This is a genomic window from Campylobacter sp. CCUG 57310, from assembly GCF_013201975.1.
Classification (GTDB): Bacteria; Campylobacterota; Campylobacteria; order Campylobacterales; family Campylobacteraceae; genus Campylobacter_A; species Campylobacter_A canis.
On sequence record NZ_CP053845.1, the window covers coordinates 487,725 to 510,488 of the forward strand.

Here is a 22,764-nt window from a genome sequence, read left to right on the forward strand (position 1 = left end):
AGTGGATAATCAAATTTTTATAATCTCCTTAAAAAGCGATGAATCTCGCAGACAAAAGTTAAAAGAGCGGTTTGAAAGCTATGGTAAATTTACGCTTATCGAGGCTGTTGACGGTAGGATTATGAGCGCGATGGAGTATTTTAGATACGCAGTTGCTTCGTTTAAGGCTTACGGCAAGCTTTTAAGCCCGGCTGAGATAGGGTGTACGCTTTCTCACATGAAGGCTTATGAGGAGTTTTTAAAAAGCGAGTCAAAATTTGCTCTTATCCTTGAAGATGATGTTATCGGAGATGATGAGGGTATTAAAAAATCCTTTGAACTTGCTCAAAATATATGTGAAAATTCGATTTTGATATGCGGTTGTCAGGACGGACTTGACGGAAGATTTAGCGCATTTGGCAAAAGGCTTAATGCCGAGCTTTATGAAGTTTCAAAGTATTCGCACTCAAGTATTTATAGGGCGGCGGCTTATATAGTTACAAAATCAAGTGCTAAAGCGTTGCTTCAAACGCACAACGAGGCTGTTTGCACGACTGATTTTTGGAGCTATCTGCTTAAGAAAAACGGACTTAAGATGTATTTTAGCGATATTTTTGCTCATCCTGTTGATCTAAGTTGTTCGGCTATCCAAGAGGCAAGAGATATAAGGGGCTATGAAAGACAAAATTTAAAAGCTTACTTTAATTCGGTAAAATACATTTTATCGACTCGTTTTGAAGCCAAATTTAAAGGCTATGAGCGAATTTTTAAAAAGAAAAAGTAAGCAGTTATAAAGGATGAAATTTATAAAATGCCAATTTCTTTTTTATGAATTTTAATTGTTTTTTGCAAGGTTATAAATAAATTTTGGAGATAAATAATGAGAGTTTTGTTTGTGATATCGACTATGCAAGCGGGCGGTGCCGAGCGGGTTATGGCGATATTGTCCGGATATTTTGCAAATTTTCATGATGTTACCTTGCTTAAATTTGACTCAAAACCTTCTTTTTACGATATCGACAAGCGAGTTAAGCTTATAGATCTTCCTTATCCTATGCTTAAGAAGGGATTTTTTACCAATTTTGTTAGGCGGATTAAGAAGTTTTTTTACCAAAGAAAACTCATTAGAGAGGGAAATTTCGATGTCGTGATATCTTTTATGGATAGCACGAATATAAATGTAATACTATCAAATATCTTTATAAACAAGCCGCTTTTTATAAGCGAGCATTCAAGTTCAAGCTTTCTTAAACCTAAGCTTTGGGTGTGGTTAAGACGCCTTCTTTATCCTTATGCGACAGGTCTTACGGTGCTTACCAAGAGTGATTTTGACTACTATAAATTCGTAAAAAATAAAACAGTTATGTATAACCCTATGTTTGAAGCCAGTAAAAAGGGTTTGTCTAAAGAAAATATAATACTTTTTGTAGGTAGATTGGTGGCTCTTAAGGGCTGTGACGTCTTTTTAAAATCAATTAGTTTAATAGATAAAGAAATTTTAAAGGATTACCGAATCGTTATAGCCGGATCGGGCGATGAAAAACAGCGCCTTGATCTTATAGCTCACGATCTGCATATAGATGTCGAATTTGTCGGTCAAACCGAAGATATAGCTTCGCTTTACGAGCGTTCTAAGATCATTGTTTCAAGCTCTAAAACGGAAGGGCTTCCTAATGTTTTGATAGAAAGTATATTTTTTGACTGCGCTAGAATTGCAACCGCGACAACTGGAGCCAGTGAGCTTATAGAAGATGGCGTGGATGGCTTTTTGGTTCCGATTGATGACACTAAAGCGCTTAGCGAAAAGATAGAAATTCTTGTAAATGACGATGCGTTAAGAGAAAAATTCGTAAAAAACGCAAACCTTAAAGCCGATAGTTTTAAGATAGAGCAAATTTACAAAAAATGGATGGAATTTATAGGCGACTCCGTTAAAATATAAAAAATTTATATTAATTAAAATTTGATATACTCGGTTATATTTTGAGACGGAGATTTATGAACAAAAATTTAAAAGTTAGCATAATCATACCCACCTATAATCGTAAAAATTTATTTGAGTTAGCTCTAAAAAGCGCTTTGGCGCAAGACTATGAAAATAAAGAGATAGTGATTACCGATGATAACTCAAATGACGGCACAAGCGAGCTTGCTAAAGAATATGAGGCTAAATTCGAGTGCGTAAAATACTTCACAAATCAAACTTACGAGCGCGGACCAAACGGCAATAAAAACAACGGCTTTGACAAATCAAGCGGCGATGCTTTCGTGATACTTGATGATGATGATTTGTTGCTTGAAGGTGCGATATCCAAGATGGTAAACGTGCTAAATTTAGGTTATCATAGCGTTTGGGCGAATTGCTATTATGAGATTAGCGGCGAAAAAACAGAGAAATTTTCAGGCTTTGGGCTTGAAAAAAGCCAAGAGATAAATAAACAAGACTATTATGACGGCAAGATAAGAGGCGAATTTTTAGTTATGTTTAGACGCGAAGCCATCGGCGATAGACGCTTTGAAAAGGGTCTATACGGTAGTGAAAATACGCTTTGGATATATCTTTTTGATTTTCCTGCGTATTATCTTCATGAAGCCGTTAGAATTTATAGGTTTCAAAGAGATGATAGCGTTACGACAAACGCACTTAAGCGACCGCTTAGTATTATGAAAGGCTACGCTCTTATGGCTGATTTGCTTATAAAAAAAGCCCCTCAAACAGATCCTAATCGCATAGCTATCTTGTATAAAACTGCTGCTTACTATGCAAAGATGGGCGGTGAGTATAAAAAAATGTATCAATTTATATTTAAAAGTCTTCGCGCAAAACCGACCAAAGAAGCGCTTGTGATGCTTGCTTTAAGCCCATTTCCTCGCTCTTTGATTATATCGCTTAGCAAATTTAGACTTTGGCTAAAAGGCTCTGCTTGAAAGGCGCTAGAATTTGTTTGGTGATTTATATAAATATGCTTGGAGGTAGCATAAAAGTAGCGCGTGCGGTCTATGACGCACTTGTTGATGAAGGTTTTGAAGTAAGCGTATTAAGCGTGCTTAAAAGTGATCAAGAGGGGTTTTTTGATGATGTTGAAATGACAAATTTAAACCTCGAAACAAGCGGTTTTTTGCGCAATTCGTTTTTAGAGTTTAAGAAATTTTTTGCAAAAAATCAATTCGATCTAATTGTCAGCTTTGCGGGCTTTGGAGCCTATCCTTTGGCGTTTGCCAAAGCAAATTCAAAACTCATCATTTCAGAGCATGGAAATCATACCAATCACAAAAATTTACTAAGCAAAACCCTTGTAAACTTAGCTTATAAAAAGGCTGATTTTATAACGTTTCTAACGAAATTCGATTATGATTTTTACGCTCTTAAACACTCAGCCATCATCAAAAATCCGTTTTTTATGGCAAGCGACGGGGACAAAAAGATAACAAAAGAAAATATCATCCTCTTTCCTTCAAATTTAAGTTCAAACAAGCGCCTTGAATTTCTTATAAACGCGTTTGCTTTAATACCGCTTAGCAGGCGAAGCTGCTATAAAATAGTAGTTTGCGGAGCAGGAAATATACAAAAATATCAAAATTTAGCCGATGAAAAAAGCGTTAGCATAGAGTTTGCAGGTGCGGTTAAGGATATAGAAAATTTCTACCAAAGAGCCAAGATAGTGGCCCTTACAAGCCTTAGCGAAGGGCTTTCAAATATCTTAATAGAGGCTATAATTTTTGATTGTGCGAGAATTTCGGTTGATTGTATATGTGGTCCAAGCGAGCTTATTAAAGACGGGTTTGACGGATTTTTATGCGAGTTAAACGACGAGACGGAATTTGCCAAAAAGCTTGAAATTTTGATAAATGACGAGAAGAAAGCGCAAGAATTTATCATAAACGCAAGAGCTAGAAAGGACGAATTCAAGCTTGAAAATTTTCGCCGAAGTTGGTTTAAAATCGTTAATGACGTGTTAAAACAATGAAAAAGCTTGCGATTTTTCTTTATTCGATGGGCTCAGGAGGGGCCGAGCGAGTTGTCTCAAATTTATTGCCCGAGCTTGTAAAGAACTATGAAATTCATCTAATCTTAATGAGTGAAGTTATAGCCTATGATATACCAAGTGAAGTAAAAATCCACTTCATAGAGCGCTCAGATCCTTATGAGGGTGGAATTTTAAAGCTTTTTAGGCTATTTTTCGCTTTGCCGCAGCTAGCCTTTAAATACAAAAAACTTTGCGAAAATTTAAGGATAGATACTCACTTCGTGCTGATGAACCGCCCCTGTTATATCGCCTTGATGGCTAGAGTTTTGGGGCTTAAAGGCAGGATGGTTATAAGCGAGCGAAGCTCTCCTTCGGTTATTTATAGTAGCGGAATTAGCGGATTTGCCAATAAAATTTTGCTAAAAGCGCTTTACAACAAAGCCGATTTAATACTTGCAAATGCACAGGGAAATGCGCAAGATCTTATAGAGAATTTTGGCTGCGATGCAAAAAAGACAAAGGTGCTATACAATGCACTTGATTTAGACCTTATTAAAAATCTTGCAAATGAGCCTTTTGATAGCGATTTTAAGCCGTTTTTCTTAAATATCGGCAGGCTTGATAGCGGTAAAAACCAAGCTATGCTAATAAGAATAATTGCAAATTTAAACGACGAACGAGCGACACTTGGAATTTTAGGCAAAGGAAATTTAAAAACCGAGCTTGAAAGCCTTATAAACGAGCTTGACGTGCAAGATCGCGTAAAACTTCTTGGAGTAAGCAAAAATCCGTTTAAATTTATCAAAAATTCGCAATGTTTCCTCTGTGCTTCACGTTTTGAAGGATTTTCAAACGTGCTTCTTGAGGCTTTGGCATGCGAGAAATTTATCGTCTCAACCGATCATAAAAGTGGCGCTAGGGAGCTTTTGGGCGATGATGAATTTGGTGTTTTAGTAGGTGTGGATGATGAAAAAGCCATGCAAGAAGCGATGAAAAAAGCTTTAGATGATGAAAATTTGAGAAAAACTTATGAAAAAAAAGCGTATAATCGCATTAAAAATTTTGACAAGACTGCTATAGCTAAGCAGCTTATAGAGCACTTAGAGGGTATTGATGGGCAATAAATTTATAGACGGTTTTAAAAATATTCAGTTTTCAAAGCAGACGTTTTTCCTGATCGCGGTTGCATTTGCTTTTAGCGTATTTTGCAGGATGTATTGGGTGTATTGGGCAAGTGCCTATGAGCCGTTTTTTTGGAACGATCAGCTTATGATAAGCACTAACGACGGCTATGCTTTTGCCGAAGGTGCAAGGGATATGATGGCCGGATTTCATCAGCCTAATGACCTTAGCTACTACGGACGTTCGCTATCATCGCTTACTTATGTGCTGGCTAGCTTTTTGCCGTTTAAATTTGAGACCATAATCCTTTATATGAGTGTGTTTTTTAGCTCACTTATCGTCGTGCCGGTGATCTTGATAGCGCGCGAATACGGAATGCTAAAGGTCGGCTTTGTAGCCGCACTTCTTGCAAGTATCGCAAACAGCTACTACAACCGAACTATGGCGGGGTATTATGATACGGATATGCTTGTTATCGTGCTTGCCGTGTTTGTGCTTTGGTCGATGGTGCGTCTGGTTGAGAGTAAGCAGCGATCAAACCTCATATATATCCCTGTTTTTATTTTGATTTACAACTGGTGGTATCCTAGCTCTTTTTCGTTAAATTCGGCGATGATAGGTCTGTTTTTGATCTATACTTTGATATTTGATCGGACAAATAAGCTAAATTACGAAGCGCTTATTTTTATGATTATAGCACTTACAAATATCGATTACGTGCCTAAATTTAGCATTATTATCGCGCTTTATGCGGCGATTTATTTTAGGCCTGAAATTTGGAATAAAAAGACAATCGCTATCCTAGCGGCTTGTGCGGTTGCCCTATTTGCAGCTTGCGGCGGACTTAAGCCTATCATTTTTCAGCTTAAATTTTATATCTTTAGAGATGTGGCCGAAAGCACGGGGCTTACATTTCATTACTACAACGTAAATCAAACCATAAGAGAGTCAAGTATCGTGCCTTTTGACACGTTTGCGCAGCGTATCAGCGGGCATGTGATTACATTTATCGTAGCTTTTATCGGTACCGTGCTTATGGCTTTTAAATTCCGTTCTTTTTTGCTTGCTGCGCCTATGCTTTTGCTGGGATTTTTAGCGGTTAAAGGAGGTCTTAGATTTACCGTTTATGCCGTTCCTATTATGGCGCTTGGATTTGGGTATATCTTAAATTTGAGCATAAATTCTTTAAAAGACGGCAAGCATTTTAAGAAATTTTGTATCGCCGCTTTGGCTGTTTTTATTGCTACTTTGTGCCTTTATTTTGATAGATTTTACGGCGCTCTTAATGAAAGTTTGCCGGTATTTGGGCAAAATTTAGCCCTTGTTATGCCTGCAAGCGAAGTTAAGATCGGCTCTTATCTTATCTTTGCGTTTGTTTTTGCGTTTGCTTGCGGCATTAGTTACCTAATCATAAACTCCGTAAAATCAAATAGAATTTTAAGCAGGCTTGCTTTAATCAGCATTACGCTGGTTGCGCTTGCGCCATGTGTTTGGCATATATACGGATACAAGGTCTCAACCGTTTTTGTTCAAAAAGAGGTTGAAAGCGTAAGCAAGCTGGGTCAAATCGCAGGCAGGGAGGATTATACGCTTGCTTGGTGGGACTATGGATATCCGATTCGTTATTATGCCGATACCAAGACGCTAATTGACGGCGGTAAGCACCTTGGCAGGGATAACTTCGCCGTTAGTTTCGCTCTTGGAGAGCCTCAGAGAGCTTCTGCAAATATGGCTCGTCTTGAGGTTGAGTACACGGAGCGAAAATTCAGTGAGAAATTCGGCTCAAATTTAGCTCAAATGATGAAAGAATATAATTTTACCGATGTGAATTTATTTTTAAACTCATTAAACGATGAGGAATTTAAGCTACCAAACAAGACGCGAGATATATATTATTATCTTCCCGATGCGATGATACATATATTTCCGGTGGCGCTTCAGTTTTCACGTCTTGATTTAAGTAGCGGCAAGAAGTATGAAGACTTGCTTTTTCATATAGGAAGACCTTATTCGCTGAGTAAAGACAGGATAGATATCGGTAACGGCTTTAGCATATCAAATGACGCTACTATTCTCAGCTTTGCAGGCGAAAAGATACCTATGAACACATACTATGAAACAAGCTATAACGAAAAAGAAGAGCTTGTAGTAAAGAAATTTGAGCGTGATAAAGACGGTAAAATTTATGTAGTTTATATGAAAGATTACGGACGATTTTTAGTGCTTGACAAGCAGAGTTTAGACTCGACCTACGTGCAGCTCTTTGTCTTTGAAAATTACGATAAAGAGTTGTTTGAGCCTGTGCTTTTAAACGGAGCGGTAAAAATTTATAAACTGTTAAAGTAGTTGATGTATCGTATCTAAAATTTAAAAAGTGAAATTTGATGATGAAATTTAGGCATTTTAGTAGATTTTGCTTGAGCTATCTTGCGGGCTGTTTTATCTTAAAGAAAGCTATGAATCATGGCTAAAATAGGCTTTTTATCCCACGCCGATATGAGCATCTACTTCTTTCGCTCGCCTATCATGAGAGCTTTACAAAATTTAGGACATGAGGTTTTTGCGATCTGTCCTAAGGGCGAATTCTCAACTCGCTTTGAAAGCGAGTTTAACTGCGTTTATTACGAGCTTGATAGAGCTAGCCTAAACCCGTTTGTAGTATTTAAAAACACTGAAAAATTAAGTGAAATTCTTCGTTCTTTAAATTTAGACCTCCTTCAAACTTCAGCTCACAAATCAAACGTATTTGGAACGTTTGCAGCCAAAAAAGCGGGCATAAAGCGAGTGATAAATCTTGTCGAAGGACTTGGAAGCTTTTACATAGATGATGACCTAAAGACAAGACTTGTTAGAAAAAGTATCGAGTTGCTTTATAAAAAAGCTCTTAAATTAAGCGATGCTTGTATCTTCGTAAATGAAGCCGATCCTAGATATTTTTTAAGCCAAAATTTGATAGATGAAGATAAGGTTATAAAGATAAAAAGTGTGGGAGTCGATACGGCAAAATTTGATGAAAATTTGTATGAAGGCATTGATTTTGGCGGTAAAAAAGTGGTTTTAATGATAGCTAGAGCCATGTGGCATAAAGGCGTGCGTGAATTTTACGAAGCGGCTGAAATTTTAAAAGACAGAAAGGATGCTTTGTTCGTCTTTGTCGGAGAGGGCTTTGACGGCAACAAAAGCACTGCAAATTTAGAGTTCTTAAAGGGCGGAAGCGTAAAGTATCTTGGAGCAAGAGATGATGTGGCTAGGCTTCTAAAATCATCTTATATCTTAGCTCTTCCAAGCTATAAAGAGGGCTTTCCAAGAACGGTACTGGAGGCTATGAGTATGGGCAGGGCGGTTGTGGTAAGCGATGTTAGCGGGTGTAATGAGGCTATCATAGACGGAGTAAACGGACTTCTTTGTGAAGTTAAAAATTCCAGCGATCTAGCTAAAAAGATAGAAATTTTGCTTGATGACGAGAGTTTAACTAAAAGGCTTGGGCAAAGTGGCAGGAATATGGCTGTTATGGAATTTGACGAAAAGATAATAGCTAAAAAATACATTGAAGTTTATAGGAAATTTATAGATGTATAGGGCGTTTTTTAAAAGATTTTTAGACATTTTGGGCGCTGTTTTTTTGATAACTTTAACATTTCCCATTATGCTTGCAACTGGAATTTTTATATATTTTAAGATTAGTAAAGATGTGATTTTTACTCAGGCTCGCCCGGGACTAAATGCTAAAATTTTTAAGATTTATAAGTTTAAAACGATGAGCGATGAAAGAGATGAGAGTGGAGAGCTTTTAAGTGATGAGGTTAGGCTTAATAAATTCGGCAAAATGATAAGAAGCCTTAGTCTAGACGAGCTTCCGCAGCTTTTTAATGTGCTAAAAGGCGATATGAGCTTTATCGGTCCGCGCCCGCTTCTTATAGAGTATCTGCCGCTTTACAGTGCCGAGCAAGCTAAAAGGCATGATGTGCGCCCCGGTATAACAGGACTTGCGCAGGTTAACGGTAGAAACGCCATAAGCTGGGAGCAAAAATTTAGATACGACGTAGAGTATGTGCGAAATTTAAGCCTTATTCTAGACGCTAAAATCGCACTTTTAACAATAAAAAAAGTGCTAAAACGAAGCGATATAAATAAGCACGGAGAGGCTACGACGGTGAAATTTGATGGAACCAACTGAGATTTATATATACGGATGTGGCGGGCATGCCGCGGTTATCGCTGATATCGCGATAGAGTGCGGATATGAGAAGGTTATATTTCTTGATGATGCTAAATTTAACGGCGTAAATATACTTAAATTTAGCCCTGAGTTAAAAAAAGCCGACATCATCATAGGCGTAGGCGATAATAAAGCACGCAAAAATTTGCAAAATTTAGTCTGCAAAGCGGGATTTAACGTAGTTAGCCTCATTCATCCAAGTGCGGTTATAAGCACGAGTGCAAAAATTTGTCGCGGAGTAGTTGTCATGCCAAATGCCGTTATAAACGCACGCGCAGTGATCAAGCAAGGTGCTATCATAAATAGCGCTTCGGTCATCGAGCATGATTGCGTAATCGGCGAGTTTGCGCACATCAGCCCAAATGCCGCTCTTGCTGGAGGAGTTGAAGTAGGTGATCTTACGCATGTTGGCATAGGCTCTTGTGTGATTCAAGGCATTAAGATCGGTGCGAATTCCGTAATAGGCGCAGGAAGCGTTGTGGTAAGAGATATAACAAATAATGTTTTAGCTTATGGAAATCCCGCCAGAATTAGTAAAAACTTAGATTAAGGCAGTTAATTATGAAGCGAGTTTTTTTAAGTCCGCCGCATATGAGCGGAAACGAGCAAAAGTATATAGATGAGGTTTTTAAGAGCAATTACATCGCTCCGCTTGGCGAATTTGTGGATAAATTTGAAGCAAGCGTCAAGGAGTATGCAAGCGTAAGTAGCGCGCTAGCTCTTAGCTCGGCAACTGCGGGGCTTCATCTGGCGCTTAGGGTGCTTGGTGTAGCTCAGGGCGATTTCGTGCTTGCTTCAAGCTTTACATTTATGGCTTCGGTTTCACCGATTTTATATCAGGGTGCGACACCCGTTTTTATAGATAGCGATGAGAGCTGGAATTTAAGTCCAGAGCTACTTAAAAAGGCGATTTTGAATTTGCCTAAAAAGCCAAAAGCCCTAGTTCTTACTCATCTTTACGGACAGGCTGCCAAGATGGATGAAATTTGTGAAATTTGTAAAAATGAGAATATCGCTTTGATCGAAGATGCCGCAGAGGCACTTGGAGGATTTTATAATGATAAAGCGCTTGGAAGTTTTGGCGAGCTTGGAGTTTATAGCTTTAACGGCAACAAGATCATAACAACTTCAGGCGGCGGTATGCTTGTAGGAGATGATGAGCCGGTTAAAAAGGCTAGGTTTTACTCGACTCAGGCTAGAGAGCCATTTTTGCATTACGAGCATGAGGATTACGGATATAACTACCGCTTAAGTAACGTTTTGGGCGCTATCGGTGTGGCTCAAATGGAGGTTTTAGAAGGCAGAGTGCTTAAAAAGCGAGAAATTTTCGCTCGCTATCAAGAGGCTTTAAGCGAGCTTGAGTTCATGCCCGAACTTGAAAATTCAAGAGGCAACAGATGGCTAACGACCGCTCTTTTTAAAGAAAAGGGCACTCATTTAAAAGTTATAGAAGCTCTTGGTAAAGAGGGTATAGAAAGCCGTCCGCTATGGAAGCCTATGCATATGCAGCCTGTATTTAAAGGAGCTATTGGCTTTATAAACTCAGTTAGCGAGGATCTGTTTGAAAGAGGAATTTGCCTGCCAAGCGGAACTGCTATGAGCGAAGATGAATTTGAGCGAGTGGTAAAGATAGTAAGGGAAAATTTATAATGTTTAAAGCAACCAAGCTAAAAAGGCTGATATTTTTCTTAAGCTTTGATATCGCGATATTTGTGGGAAGTTTTTATGCGGCGTATCTGCTTAGATTTAGCGGCGTTATACCTGAATTTTTTAAAACAAGCCTGTATATCGCGATGGTTACCGTTGTCTTGCTTAAGCTGTTTTTTATGTGGGTTTTTAAAATTTACAAAGTGCCTTGGAGGTTTTTCGGACTTAATGAGGCTAGGAAAATTTTCCTTGTGCATATCTGCACGATTTTGGTGTTTTTCGCTCTGTTTTTTAGCTTTTATGATCTCTTTGATCCTTTCCCAAGAAGCGTAGTTTTAATCGATGCTATCGTATCTTGCTTGCTTGTTGGAAGCTTAAGAATTTTAAAGCGGATGTTTCTTGACTTTTCCAAAAAAGACGACACCAGCAAGCCTTGTATCGTAATAGGAGCTACTTCAAAGGCGTTGCATGTATTAAAAGGACTTAGGCAAGGATATGCCGATCTTTACGCTACCAGCGTAGTTGACGGCAGAAGCGAGCTTGTGGGGACTTATTGCGACGGATTTTTGGTGCAACCAAAGAGTAAAATTTCAAGTTTGATAAAAGAATACAACGTAAAAACGGCTATTATCGCCCTTGCTTTGCCTCAAGAAGAGCTAAAAGAGCTCTTTGACGAGCTTACCGAGTATGGAATTCGCGATATTAAAATTTTCTCTCTTTTTGGAAATGAGCCTATTAAAAATATCTCTATTGAAGACCTGCTTGCAAGGAAGCCAAAGGATTTAGACGAAAAAGCCGTAAGGGAATTTTTAGAAGGCAAGGTTGTGCTTGTAACGGGTGCGGGCGGAAGTATAGGAAGCGAGATTTGCAAGCAGTGTCTGAAATTTGGCGTTAAAAAGCTTATAATGCTTGATCATAGCGAATATAACCTCTATCAAATAGGCGAGATGACAAACAGCGATAAAACCGTAAGCAAGATGATAAATATCACTAGTTTTGATGAGCTTAAGCCGGTTTTTAGCGAATTTAAACCAGAAATCGTAATCCACGCAGCAGCCTATAAGCATGTGCCTCTTTGCGAACAAAATCCAAAATCGGCTGTTGAAAACAATATCTTAGGCACAAAATTCGTAGTTGATCTATCGCTTGAATTTGGCGTTAAAAAAGTGGTCATCATCTCATCTGATAAAGCCGTTCGCCCGACAAACATCATGGGCGCAACGAAGCGGGTTTGTGAGCTATACGCTCTAAATTCAAATTTGGCCGATAAGACCGAGATCGTTTGCGTGCGGTTTGGAAACGTGCTTGGAAGTAGCGGTAGCGTCATACCGAAATTTAAAGAGCTAATCGCGGCAAATCAGCCGTTAAAGGTTACTCATCCTGATATAACGCGATATTTTATGCTTACTTCAGAAGCTTGCCAGCTCGTGCTTCAAGCAGCCTCGATAGCCGAAGGAGGAGAGCTCTTTGTGCTTGATATGGGCGAGCCTGTTAAGATAGTCGATCTTGCTAAAAAGATGTTGCTTCTTTCAAACAAAGAGCACCTAGGCATCGAATTTGTAGGGCTTAGACCGGGCGAGAAGCTATATGAGGAGCTGCTGATAAACGAGGCTGACGCAAGGACGAAATTTGAGTCGATTTTTGTAACTAAATCTCAAATTTATGATTTAACTAAGCTAAATAACGATATAAAAGAGCTTTTAAATTGCGCTGATATAGCGGGCAAGCTAAAAGAGATCGTGCCCGAGTTTAATCACGCGCTAAATACGAAAGGATAGAGTTGGTTATAAAGGACATTCAGAGGTTTTCGGACATTAGATACAAGGCAAGGGCGTATTTGTGCTATCTTTTTAGCAGAAATTTGCCAAATAAACTGCCCGGCGTTAGCTTGGAGGCTATAAACAAAGGCTTTGATAAGATAGCTCACGAGATAGAGGAATTTGACGCGTTTTACGTGCTTGATGAAAACGGCATTCAGCTTGAAAACTCAATCAGCCTAAACCCAAGCTACATAGAGGGCAAGGGCGGAGATAGAAGCAATAAGGCTTATTATTATAGGGCCGTTCGCGAAAAGCGCTGCGTGATAACAGATCCGTATCCTTCTACGCTTACTAACGAGCTTTGCGTGACTGCTTCAACACCGATATATGATGATAAAAACGAGCTTAAATTTGTAGCCTGCATAGATATCTCGCTTGAAAAAATTCTAAATTTGGCAAGTCCCGGCGCAGTTGAGAGCTACTTCGGTAAATTTTTAAAAGTTGTTTATACCGCTTTTGCGATTGCGCTTTTTATGGTGGCTTCGTTTTTGTTTTATTACGGAGTGGAGAGCTTTTTATCAAAGAGCTTTATGCTTATAAATGTCGAGGAGATGTTTGAATCAACCATCGTTTTAACGCTTGCTTTAGCGATTTTTGATCTGGTTAAGGCGATCTTTGAAGAAGAGGTGCTTGGCAAGGGCGGGCAAAATGACGATACGGGCATGTATAAGACGATGGTTAGATTTATCGGATCTATCATCATCGCGCTTGCCATAGAGGCGCTTATGCTGGTCTTTAAATACGCCATAACCGCGCCTGATCACATCATCAACGCTATTTACTTAATAGGCGGCGTTGCTATGCTTATGATAGCGCTGAGCGTCTATCTTGCCGTTGTTAGGCAAAAGAGCGGGCAATGAGCTCAAATATCGGTATCATCGACTACGGAGCAGGAAATTTACAAAGCGTTGTAAATGCTTTTAAATTCGTAGGCTTTGAGGCTAAATTAGTAAAAAATGCCGATGAATTAGCTAAATTTGATAAGGCTGTTTTACCCGGAGTCGGGGCGTTTGGCTTAGCGATTAATAGATTAAAAGAGCTTAGTATGGATGAAGCGATAAAGGAATTTGTCAAAAGCGGCAAGCCTTTTTTGGGAATTTGCCTTGGCATGCAGCTTTTATTTGATGAGAGCGATGAATTTGGCGTTAGCAAGGGACTTGGGCTTATAAGCGGGAGGGTTAAGAAATTTAACGAGGCGGAATTTAAAACTCCTCTTAAGATCCCCCATATCGGTTGGAATGGTTTAAATTTCACTCGCCAAACTGCTTTAAATGCGAATTTAGGCGCAAGCGAGTATCTTTACTTCGTGCATAGCTATCACGTGGTTTGCGAGCCGAAATTCGTTCTTGCGACGAGTGAGTACGGATATGAGTTTATAAGTGCGGTTTGCGCGGATAATATTTACGGATTTCAGCCTCATCCTGAAAAAAGCAGCGACGCGGGGCTTAAAATTTTACGAAATTTCGGGAGGTTGTGATGGAAATTTTTCCTGCTATCGATCTAAAAGAAGGCAAGGCGGTAAGACTTAGCAAGGGGGATATGGCAACTGCTAAAATTTACTCCAATAATCCTGAAGAGCTTGCGAAAGAATTTGAAAATTTGGGTGCAAAATGGCTTCATGTAGTTGATCTAGACGGAGCTTTTGCCGGAGAAGCGATAAACCTAAAAACTGTTGAAAAGATAGCGAGTGCTACGAATTTAAAGATCCAGCTAGGCGGAGGAATCCGCACAAAAGAGCGTATAAAAAGTTATCTTGACAGCGGAATTTCAAGAGTTATTTTGGGATCAATCGCGCTTAAAAATCCAAATTTCGTAAAAGAAGTGGCTAAAATTTACCCGGTAGCAATCGGCATAGACGCATTAAACGGCTATGTGGCGACTGAGGGCTGGGCTGACGTGTCAAATATGAAAGCGACCGATCTTGCGCGTGAATTTGCAGGAGCGGGAGCTGAAGCGATAATTTGCACCGATATCAGCAAAGACGGAATGCTTGAGGGCGTAAATGTAAAATTTACAAAAGAGATAGCTCTAGCTAGCGGCATAGACACGATAGCAAGCGGTGGCGTTAAGGATTTAAATGACATAACCTCACTTAAAGAGGCGGGAGGAATCTACGGCGTGATAATAGGCAAGGCTTATTACGAAGGAAGGATTGATTTAAAAGAGGCTTTCAGACTTGCAAGATAACGTTTAAAGTTTATTTAAACAAAAATTTTGATAAAATGGGGCAAATTTAAAAAAGGATGTTATTGTGAAAATTTTGGTAGTAGATGATAGTTCTACAATGAGAAGAATTATAAAAAATACCCTTCAAAGGCTCGGACACGCTGATATTTTAGAGGCTGAGCACGGAGTTGAAGCTTGGCAAATTCTTGGTCAAAATGACGATATAGCAATACTGATAACAGATTGGAACATGCCTGAAATGAACGGGCTTGAACTTGTAAAAAAAGTGCGTGCAGAGCAAAAATATATCGACATGCCTATAATCATGGTTACTACAGAAGGCGGTAAAGCCGAGGTTATAACTGCTCTAAAAGCGGGCGTAAATAACTATATCGTTAAGCCTTTTACGCCGCAAGTATTAAAAGAGAAGCTTGAAGACGTTCTTGGCTAATGCAAAATTCCGCTTTAAAAGATAAATTTTACGAACTTACCGTAGTTTCAAAAAGCTCTTACGAGCTTTTGCGCGATCTTGTTTTTTCGTTTGGTATAACTTGTATTGAAGAGATTAAAGACGGCTTTATAATTCGCGATGAAAACGAGCTTGACGAGATAGAATTCGGTTTAAAAGAATTTGCTAAAAGGCTTGAAAAGTTAGGGCGTAACGTTGATCTTGAGATAAATTTACAAACAAAAGAGAACAAAGACTGGATAAACGAATACAAAAGAAACATCAAGCCTATTTTAATAGATAAAATTTATATACATCCAAGCTGGGAAGAGCCAAAAGACGGTTTTACTAACATCATAATCGATCCGGCTCTTGCCTTTGGTTCTGGACATCACGAGAGCACTAACGCTTGCGTGGGATTTTTACAAAAATATGCCAAAAGCGACATGAAAGCTGTAGACGTGGGATGTGGAAGTGGGATATTAAGTATAGTTATGGCAAAGCTTGGGTGTGTGGTTGATGCTTGCGATACGGATGAACAAGCCATAGATAGTTCAAAACAAAACGCCGATCTTAACGGCGTTAAGATAAATAAAATTTGGACCGGCTCTATATCGAATTTGGATGAAAAGTATGACGTGGTAGTTGCAAATATAATAGCCGACGTTATTTTAATATTAAAAAATGATTTGATAAAATTACTTCAAAATGGCTCTTATCTTATTTTAGCGGGTGTGCTTGATAAGTATAAAGAGCGAATTTTAGATGCTTTCTCGTCGCTTAAGCTTGTTGAGAGCAAGAGCGAAAACGAGTGGAGCAGCTTTGTATTTCAAAAATAGTTTTAAGGGACATAATGAATAATAAAAGATTTAATGACGATAGAAATTTAAACAATAACAATGGCGGAAATAATTTTTTCAATAAAAATCCGATTTTTATTTTTGCCATTTTTGCAATTGTTATAATTTTGGTTTTTAGAAGTTTTACAGGTGGTATGGATATGGGTACGAGCTCTCTTGGAGGCGCGGCAACGACGAAAAACGTATCATATTCTGATCTAAAAGAGATGATAAAAAACAAGCAAGTATCTCAAGTAGGAATCGCTGAAACTTCTATTAAGGCTGTGGCTAATATGGGTGACGGCAAAGCCGTTTATATAGCAAAAAGAGTAAGCGATCCTACATTGGTTCCTCTTCTTGAGGAAAATAAAATTCCTTACGGCGCATATAGCGAAACAAATTGGTTTAGCGAACTGCTGTTTTCGTGGGTGCTTCCTATATTTATATTTTTTGGAATTTGGATGTTTCTTGCAAGTAGAATGCAAAAAAATATGGGCGGAGGCATACTTGGAATGGGAAGCTCTAAAAAGCTTGTAAATTCCGAAAAACCAAAGGTTAAATTTACCGACGTCGCAGGTGTTGAGGAGGCTAAAGATGAGGTTAAGGAGATTGTTGATTTCTTAAAGCATCCCGATAGATATATAAATTTAGGAGCTAAAATTCCAAAAGGCGTGCTTTTGGTTGGACCTCCAGGCACCGGTAAAACTCTTTTAGCAAAAGCGGTTGCAGGAGAGGCTGATGTGCCGTTTTTCTCGGTATCAGGATCTAGTTTTATAGAGATGTTTGTGGGTGTTGGCGCAAGTCGCGTTAGGGATCTTTTTGAAAATGCTAAAAAAGAAGCGCCTGCTATAGTTTTTATAGACGAGATAGACGCTATAGGCAAAAGCCGTGCGGCAAGCGGAATGATAGGCGGAAACGATGAGAGAGAACAGACTCTAAACCAGCTTTTAGCCGAGATGGACGGCTTTAGCTCGGACGCTTCGCCTGTTATAGTTTTGGCTGCGACAAACCGCCCTGAAGTGCTTGATGCTGCACTTTTAAGACCGGGAAGATTTGACAGGCAAGTGCTTGTAGACAAGCCTGATTTTAAGGGTAGAATTGATATTTTACGTGTTCACATGAAGGATATTAAGCTTGATTCAAAAGCCGATATTGAAGAGATTGCTCGTATGACGGCAGGTCTTGCGGGAGCGGATCTAGCAAATATCATAAATGAAGCCGCACTTCTGGCGGGAAGAAAAGAGAAAAATTACGTAGAGCAAAAAGATCTGGTTGAAGCCGTAGAAAGAGCCATAGCCGGACTTGAGAAGAAATCAAGACGTATAAATCCAAAAGAAAAGCGTATAGTTGCGTATCATGAAAGCGGTCATGCGCTGATTTCAGAAACCACTAAAGGTGCCGATAAAGTAACGAAAGTTTCTATCATACCTCGCGGACTTGCCGCTCTTGGGTACACTCTAAATACTCCTGAAGAGAATAAATTTATGATGCAGCGTCATGAGTTAATCGCTCGTGTTGATGTGCTTTTAGCAGGCAGGGCGGCTGAAGAGGTGTTTATCAAAGAAATTTCAACTGGTGCGGGAAATGATCTAGAAAGAGCAACCGATATACTAAAAGCTATGGTTTCGATGTATGGCATGAGTGAAGTTGCGGGTCTTATGGTGCTTGAAAAACAAAGAAATACATTCTTAACTGGTGGTCAGAGCATAAAAGACTATAGCGATAAGATGGCTGAAAAGGTCGATGAATTCGTTAAGAGCACTCTTGAAAACAGATACAAAGAGGTTCTTGATACTCTTAGGCTTTATGAAGGTGCGATAGAAAAGATGGTTGAAGCGCTTTATGAGGAAGAGACCATTGAGGGTGCTAGGGTTAGATTGATTATAGAAGAGTATGAGAAGGAAAAAGGCTTACCTACTCGTCTTGTAAATTTACAAGAGGCTAAAGAGGAAGAGCATAAGGCAAATTCCAAAGAATAGATGATGCAAAGTACGAAAATAATCGCTAAAGAGGGCTATAAATATCTGCTAATTTTTGGGATTTTATTTCTCATAGCGATTGTTTTTGGTGAATTTGAGTGGCTGTTTTTTGTTATTTTGCTAATTATTTTATTTTTATTCAGAGAGCCAAATAGTGCTATAAGCAGCAATGATGAATTTGCTATCTTAAGCCCTATAGACGGCAAGATAATAAGCATAGAGAAAATTTCATATTTTGATACCGAATGCACACAGATAGTGATTTGCAAGACTATCTTTGGTGCAGGAGCCATAAAAGCTCCTTGCGATATGAATTTGGTGGAATTTAAGCAAAGGCATGGGCTTTTTTTGTGTAGCTTTATGAAAGCTGCAAATTTCTTAAACGAAAGAGCTCTTTATATAGCCGTAAAAAGTAAAAATAAAATAGCTTTAAGGCTTATTAGCGGTGCTATGAGCAGGAATTTATACGCTGAAAAATTTGATAGTATCAAAGCGGGTGAAAAATTTGGCTTTATGAGCGACGGGAAAGTGGCACTTATACTGCCTGCAAATACGCGTATAAGCGTAGTTGTGGGAGAGCGCTTGAAGGCTTCAAGTCTAATAGGATTTTTTAACTATGAGGGTAAGAGATGATGGGCGGCGATAAACTTAAGCTTATGTATATATTTCCGAATTTATTTACGGCGGCTAGCGCATTTTTGGGTGTTATTAGCATAATTGCTTCTGTTAACGGACAGTATTTTAAGGCGATATCTTATATCGTTCTTTCTCTTATACTTGACGGACTTGACGGTCGCGTCGCTAGACTTACCAAGACTACTTCAAAATTCGGAGTAGAATTTGACAGCCTTGCCGATATAGTTGCCTTTGGTGTGGCTCCCGCTATGCTTTTTTATTTTTCGGTGGGTCAAAATTTCGGTCGATTAGGCTCTCTTATAGCGGCACTTTTTGTAGTGTTTGGCGCTATCAGGCTTGCTAGGTTTAACGTAATGACAGGCAGCTCCGAGCCTTCTGTTTTTATCGGACTTCCTATACCTACGGCTGCTATAGTTAGCGCATTTTGGGTCGGACTTAGTTTGGAGTATGAATTTAGTGCAAATTCAAAATGGTTTTTGCTTATTTTACAAGCTGTATTAGCAATCCTTATGGTAAGCAATATCCGCTACCCTAGCTTTAAAAAGCTTGATCTAAAAAAGACAAATTCTTTAAAAATTTTAACTCTACTCATAATAGTCTGTTCGCTTCTTTATATCTATCCTATCGAAGCTCCAACGGCGTTAATGAGTATTTATGTTTTTTATGGTATAGTTCGGTTTGTTTATATGTTTATCATAAAAAATCCAAAATTTAAAAAGGAGAGCGAATGAGCGATATCTATGCCGTTAAATTTATCGTAACTTTATCAAAACTACTTTCAAATAGCTCTCTGCTGCTGCGCTAAGCAGCTACTACTAATAAAACTTCATCAAAATTTACAAAACTTAAAAAATATAAAAAGGATACAAAATGGATAATAATAAAATAATAATATTTGATACTACATTAAGAGACGGCGAGCAAAGCCCCGGAGCATCGATGAATACGGAAGAGAAGTTGCGTATAGCGCTTCAGCTAGAGCGTCTTGGAGTAGATGTTATGGAGGCTGGGTTTGCGGCGGCAAGTCCAGGGGATTTTGATGCTATAACCCAGATAGCAAAACAAGCTTCAAATATCAGAATTTGCTCTCTTGCAAGGGCTGTTGAGCGCGACATCAAGGCTGCCGGAGAGGCCGTAGCTCCTGCAAATAAAAAAAGAATTCACACCTTCATAGCAACAAGCCCGATACATATGGAATATAAGCTTAAAATGAAGCCCGATGAAGTTATAAGGCGTGCGGTGGATGCCGTAAAATACGCTAAAACGTTTTGTGATGATGTTGAGTTTAGTTGCGAGGATGCAGGCAGAACCGATATAGTATTTATGAAAGAAATTTGTGATGCCGTTATAGAAGCGGGCGCGGGAACTATAAATTTGCCCGATACCGTCGGATATAGGTTGCCTACGGAAATAGGCGAGATGATAAAGCAGATGGTTGAGTTTGTAAAAGCAAGAGCGGTCGTATCCGTGCATAACCATAACGACTTGGGGCTTGCTACTGCAAACTCGTTAGCTGCTATTATGGCTGGCGCAAGACAGGTAGAATGCACTCTAAACGGACTTGGAGAGCGTGCAGGAAATGCTAGCTTGGAGGAGATAGTAATGGCTATAAAGACGCGCCATGATATATTTGCACCGCTTTATACCGATATAATCTGCAAAGAAATTTATCCAAGCTCAAGAATGGTGGCAAGCATAACAGGCATAGAACCACAACCAAATAAGGCGATAGTGGGCAAAAATGCCTTTGCTCATGAAAGCGGCATACATCAAGACGGCGTGCTAAAACACAAAGAAACTTACGAGATCATAAGTGCCGAGAGTATCGGTCTTGAGCGAAATTCTCTTGTGCTTGGCAAGCATTCGGGTCGTCATGCGTTCAAAGATAAGCTTGCCAGTTTAGGATTTGAGCTTAATAACGATGCGTTAAACGAAGCGTTTGATAAATTTAAAGAGTTGGCCGATAAGAAAAAAGAAGTGTTTGATGATGATATCAGGGCTCTTGTTACCAGCGAATTTATTAAGATTCCTGAAATTTACGAGATCGTTACGCTTGGCCAAAGCAACTGTAACAAAGGTCTTGCAAGCGCGTCCGTAACGATAAAATTTGACAATGAGCTAATAAGTGACGCCGCACTTGGCAACGGAACCGTGGATGCGATATTTAAAGTGATTGACCGTATAAGCGGCATAAACGGACTTTTAAAAGATTATAAGGTAAATGCCGTAAGTCAAGGCAAAGACGCACTTGCAAGCGTAGTGGTTAAGGTCGAATTTGACGAGCAAAATGCAGTTATAGGACACGGACTTGATATAGACACTATGATGGCAAGCGCAAAGGCTTATGTGGGCGCACTAAACAGCTACGTAAGAATTAAAAATTTAAACAGATAATACTTTTTTCGGGTTAAGGTTATCTTAACCCTAATTTAATTTGCTACCGATGATTTTAACTAATCTGCTATAATCCATACAAATTCACATAAGGAAAAACGATGAAAAAATTTGCATTTTTACTAACTGTATTTTTGTCCGCCATTTTAAGTTTCGCTCAAGAAAAACCTCTTGATACAGACTGCAAAGCTCCTTGCGCAAATCATCTTGAGATGGTGCTTATCCTTGATAAATCAGGCTCCATGAGCGGGCTTGAGAGCGATACTATAGGCGGCTTTAACTCGATGATAGATAAGCAAAGAGAACTTGGTCTAAAAACTCATGTTACGACTATTTTATTTGATACGAATTTTAACGTTATCCATGATAGAGTCGATATAAAAAAGATAGAAAAGCTAACAAATAAAGAGTATTTCGCAAGCGGCAACACGGCCTTGCTTGACGCGGTAGGAAGTGCGATAAATAAGATCGAGCGCGTGAGCGACATATACGCAAGGGACAATAGAGTGCTTTTTGTGATCATCACCGACGGACAGGAGAACTCAAGCAAGGAATTTTCAAAATCTCAAATAAAGCAGATGATAACGGCAAAACAGAGCAAATATGACTGGGAATTTATATTTTTAGGTGCAAACATCGATGCGGTTAGCGAGGCGGAGAGTATCGGCATCAAGGGCTCAAATGCCGTAAAATATCAAAATTCAAGCGACGGAGTGAGGAAGAATTTTGAAGCGGCGGCTGAATTTTCAAAAGATATAATGGATAATAAAAAAGAGAGCTCAAAATGGAAGGAAAAAGTTTTAGAAGATAAACAAAGATAAATTTATCGGTCCGTCTTGTTTGGGTAGCAAGACGGGTTGTTTGAATTTATGATTTAAGCTATAGCGAGCTTGAAATTTAGGATTTTATTTTAATTCGGTCGATACGTGCAAACTTGCCGAGCTTTAATATTAGTCAAATCTATCAGTCGCACTGTAAAATCAGCCAGCTGTTTTCAAATTTCTTATCTTTTAAATTTTGCTTTGTAATCCACAGATAAATTTTGCCGTAATCACACCACATCATATCGGTTTCTTCGTTGCTGTCAATTTGCAAAAGCAACTTCCAATCAGGGATGTTTTTCTCAAGTTCAAATCTTTTAGGGCTTTCATACGCTCTTTCATCTCCGCAGTATAGCCCGTTTGTTACAAGTTCGCATTCTAGCTCCATGCCGTCTTGGATATTGTTTGAGTGTCCTAGAATTTTATTGCTGTTTTCTTCGTAAGATTCATAGAGCATATCATAAATTTCATCTATTTCTTCGTTGTAAAATTTTTCGCTATCTATAAGGTCGCTTTCATAATCGGGAAGTTCGATTTGACTGGAAAAATTAAGCTTTGAAGCGGGAAAAATTTCTGTGTTTTGAGGGGGTTTGTTTTCTTTCTAGCTCATTTAAATTTCCGTCAAAATAAAATACTTTTTTGCCGTATTTATCTTTTGGGTCATAACCCCACGGCATATCAATACAGTCGTAAAACAGACACAAGATGCCCGAATTTGGAAGTATG

23 protein-coding genes are annotated in these 22,764 nt (G+C 39.0%); 21 read left to right on the forward strand and 2 right to left on the reverse strand.

Going from position 1 to position 22,764, the window contains the following annotated elements:
* Position 1 precedes the first annotated feature (1 nt).
* The 21 genes from CORI_RS02465 to CORI_RS02565 all read left to right on the forward strand — a co-directional run bounded on the left by CORI_RS02465 (position 2) and on the right by CORI_RS02565 (position 22,038).
* Positions 2–763, forward strand: coding sequence for a glycosyltransferase family 25 protein (locus CORI_RS02465; RefSeq protein ID WP_173030672.1), 762 nt, complete (start codon positions 2–4; stop codon positions 761–763).
* A 96-nt stretch (positions 764–859) separates the two neighbouring features.
* Positions 860–1,921, forward strand: a complete 1,062-nt coding sequence (locus CORI_RS02470) for a glycosyltransferase (protein WP_173030673.1) — start codon at positions 860–862, stop codon at positions 1,919–1,921.
* 56 nt (positions 1,922–1,977) lie between these two features.
* Positions 1,978–2,907 carry a glycosyltransferase family 2 protein gene (locus CORI_RS02475; RefSeq protein ID WP_173030674.1) on the forward strand — a complete coding sequence of 310 codons (930 nt, stop codon included), beginning with the start codon at positions 1,978–1,980 and terminating at the stop codon, positions 2,905–2,907.
* Entirely contained in the window at positions 2,904–3,947 is a 1,044-nt protein-coding gene (locus CORI_RS02480) for a glycosyltransferase (RefSeq protein ID WP_173030675.1), read from the forward strand. The genes CORI_RS02475 and CORI_RS02480 overlap by 4 nt, the downstream gene beginning before the upstream one ends.
* Complete coding sequence (locus CORI_RS02485; RefSeq protein WP_173030676.1) at positions 3,944–5,071, forward strand: glycosyltransferase; 1,128 nt, start codon at positions 3,944–3,946, stop codon at positions 5,069–5,071. Before CORI_RS02480 ends, CORI_RS02485 begins: the two co-directional genes overlap by 4 nt.
* Positions 5,061–7,415 carry an STT3 domain-containing protein gene (locus CORI_RS02490; RefSeq protein ID WP_173030677.1) on the forward strand — a complete coding sequence of 785 codons (2,355 nt, stop codon included), beginning with the start codon at positions 5,061–5,063 and terminating at the stop codon, positions 7,413–7,415. The genes CORI_RS02485 and CORI_RS02490 overlap by 11 nt, the downstream gene beginning before the upstream one ends.
* Positions 7,416–7,532: 117 nt before the next feature.
* Complete coding sequence (locus tag CORI_RS02495; RefSeq protein WP_173030678.1) at positions 7,533–8,648, forward strand: glycosyltransferase family 4 protein; 1,116 nt, start codon at positions 7,533–7,535, stop codon at positions 8,646–8,648.
* Positions 8,641–9,246 carry an undecaprenyl phosphate N,N'-diacetylbacillosamine 1-phosphate transferase gene (gene pglC / locus CORI_RS02500; RefSeq protein WP_173030679.1) on the forward strand — a complete coding sequence of 202 codons (606 nt, stop codon included), beginning with the start codon at positions 8,641–8,643 and terminating at the stop codon, positions 9,244–9,246. Before CORI_RS02495 ends, pglC begins: the two co-directional genes overlap by 8 nt.
* Complete coding sequence (locus CORI_RS02505; protein WP_173030680.1) at positions 9,233–9,838, forward strand: acetyltransferase; 606 nt, start codon at positions 9,233–9,235, stop codon at positions 9,836–9,838. Before pglC ends, CORI_RS02505 begins: the two co-directional genes overlap by 14 nt.
* A gap of 11 nt (positions 9,839–9,849) precedes the next feature.
* Entirely contained in the window at positions 9,850–10,938 is a 1,089-nt protein-coding gene (locus tag CORI_RS02510) for an aminotransferase class V-fold PLP-dependent enzyme (RefSeq protein ID WP_173030681.1), read from the forward strand.
* The gene (locus CORI_RS02515; RefSeq protein ID WP_173030682.1) at positions 10,938–12,713 is read left to right on the forward strand and encodes a nucleoside-diphosphate sugar epimerase/dehydratase; all 1,776 of its coding nucleotides are present in this window, start codon (positions 10,938–10,940) and stop codon (positions 12,711–12,713) included. The genes CORI_RS02510 and CORI_RS02515 overlap by 1 nt, the downstream gene beginning before the upstream one ends.
* 2 nt (positions 12,714–12,715) lie before the next feature.
* Positions 12,716–13,615, forward strand: a complete 900-nt coding sequence (locus CORI_RS02520) for a PDC sensor domain-containing protein (protein WP_173030683.1) — start codon at positions 12,716–12,718, stop codon at positions 13,613–13,615.
* The gene (gene hisH / locus CORI_RS02525) at positions 13,612–14,232 is read left to right on the forward strand and encodes an imidazole glycerol phosphate synthase subunit HisH (RefSeq protein WP_173030684.1); all 621 of its coding nucleotides are present in this window, start codon (positions 13,612–13,614) and stop codon (positions 14,230–14,232) included. The genes CORI_RS02520 and hisH overlap by 4 nt, the downstream gene beginning before the upstream one ends.
* Positions 14,232–14,942, forward strand: a complete 711-nt coding sequence (gene hisA, locus CORI_RS02530) for a 1-(5-phosphoribosyl)-5-[(5-phosphoribosylamino)methylideneamino]imidazole-4-carboxamide isomerase (RefSeq protein ID WP_173030685.1) — start codon at positions 14,232–14,234, stop codon at positions 14,940–14,942. Before hisH ends, hisA begins: the two co-directional genes overlap by 1 nt.
* A gap of 64 nt (positions 14,943–15,006) precedes the next feature.
* Complete coding sequence (locus tag CORI_RS02535) at positions 15,007–15,372, forward strand: chemotaxis response regulator CheY (RefSeq protein ID WP_173030686.1); 366 nt, start codon at positions 15,007–15,009, stop codon at positions 15,370–15,372.
* Complete coding sequence (locus CORI_RS02540; protein ID WP_173030687.1) at positions 15,372–16,208, forward strand: 50S ribosomal protein L11 methyltransferase; 837 nt, start codon at positions 15,372–15,374, stop codon at positions 16,206–16,208. Before CORI_RS02535 ends, CORI_RS02540 begins: the two co-directional genes overlap by 1 nt.
* 14 nt (positions 16,209–16,222) lie before the next feature.
* Complete coding sequence (gene ftsH / locus CORI_RS02545; RefSeq protein ID WP_173030688.1) at positions 16,223–18,187, forward strand: ATP-dependent zinc metalloprotease FtsH; 1,965 nt, start codon at positions 16,223–16,225, stop codon at positions 18,185–18,187.
* A gap of 3 nt (positions 18,188–18,190) precedes the next feature.
* A complete protein-coding gene (locus CORI_RS02550; RefSeq protein WP_216842253.1) occupies positions 18,191–18,820 on the forward strand; it encodes a phosphatidylserine decarboxylase in 630 nt (209 codons plus the stop codon).
* Positions 18,820–19,554 (forward strand): CDP-diacylglycerol--serine O-phosphatidyltransferase, encoded by a 735-nt coding sequence (pssA, locus tag CORI_RS02555; protein ID WP_253908137.1) that lies wholly within the window; start codon positions 18,820–18,822, stop codon positions 19,552–19,554. Before CORI_RS02550 ends, pssA begins: the two co-directional genes overlap by 1 nt.
* Before the next feature lie 139 nt (positions 19,555–19,693).
* Positions 19,694–21,217, forward strand: coding sequence for a 2-isopropylmalate synthase (locus CORI_RS02560; RefSeq protein ID WP_173030690.1), 1,524 nt, complete (start codon positions 19,694–19,696; stop codon positions 21,215–21,217).
* A 101-nt stretch (positions 21,218–21,318) separates the two neighbouring features.
* Entirely contained in the window at positions 21,319–22,038 is a 720-nt protein-coding gene (locus CORI_RS02565) for a vWA domain-containing protein (protein ID WP_173030691.1), read from the forward strand.
* A 142-nt stretch (positions 22,039–22,180) separates the two neighbouring features.
* Here CORI_RS02565 and CORI_RS02570 read toward each other — a convergent pair whose 3' ends face one another.
* Together CORI_RS02570 and CORI_RS02575 are read right to left on the reverse strand one after the other, a co-directional pair.
* Complete coding sequence (locus CORI_RS02570) at positions 22,181–22,609, reverse strand: DUF1963 domain-containing protein (RefSeq protein WP_173031909.1); 429 nt, start codon at positions 22,607–22,609, stop codon at positions 22,181–22,183.
* Positions 22,587–22,763 carry a DUF1963 domain-containing protein gene (locus CORI_RS02575; protein WP_301952209.1) on the reverse strand — a complete coding sequence of 59 codons (177 nt, stop codon included), beginning with the start codon at positions 22,761–22,763 and terminating at the stop codon, positions 22,587–22,589. The genes CORI_RS02570 and CORI_RS02575 overlap by 23 nt, the downstream gene beginning before the upstream one ends.
* Position 22,764 lies beyond the last annotated feature (1 nt).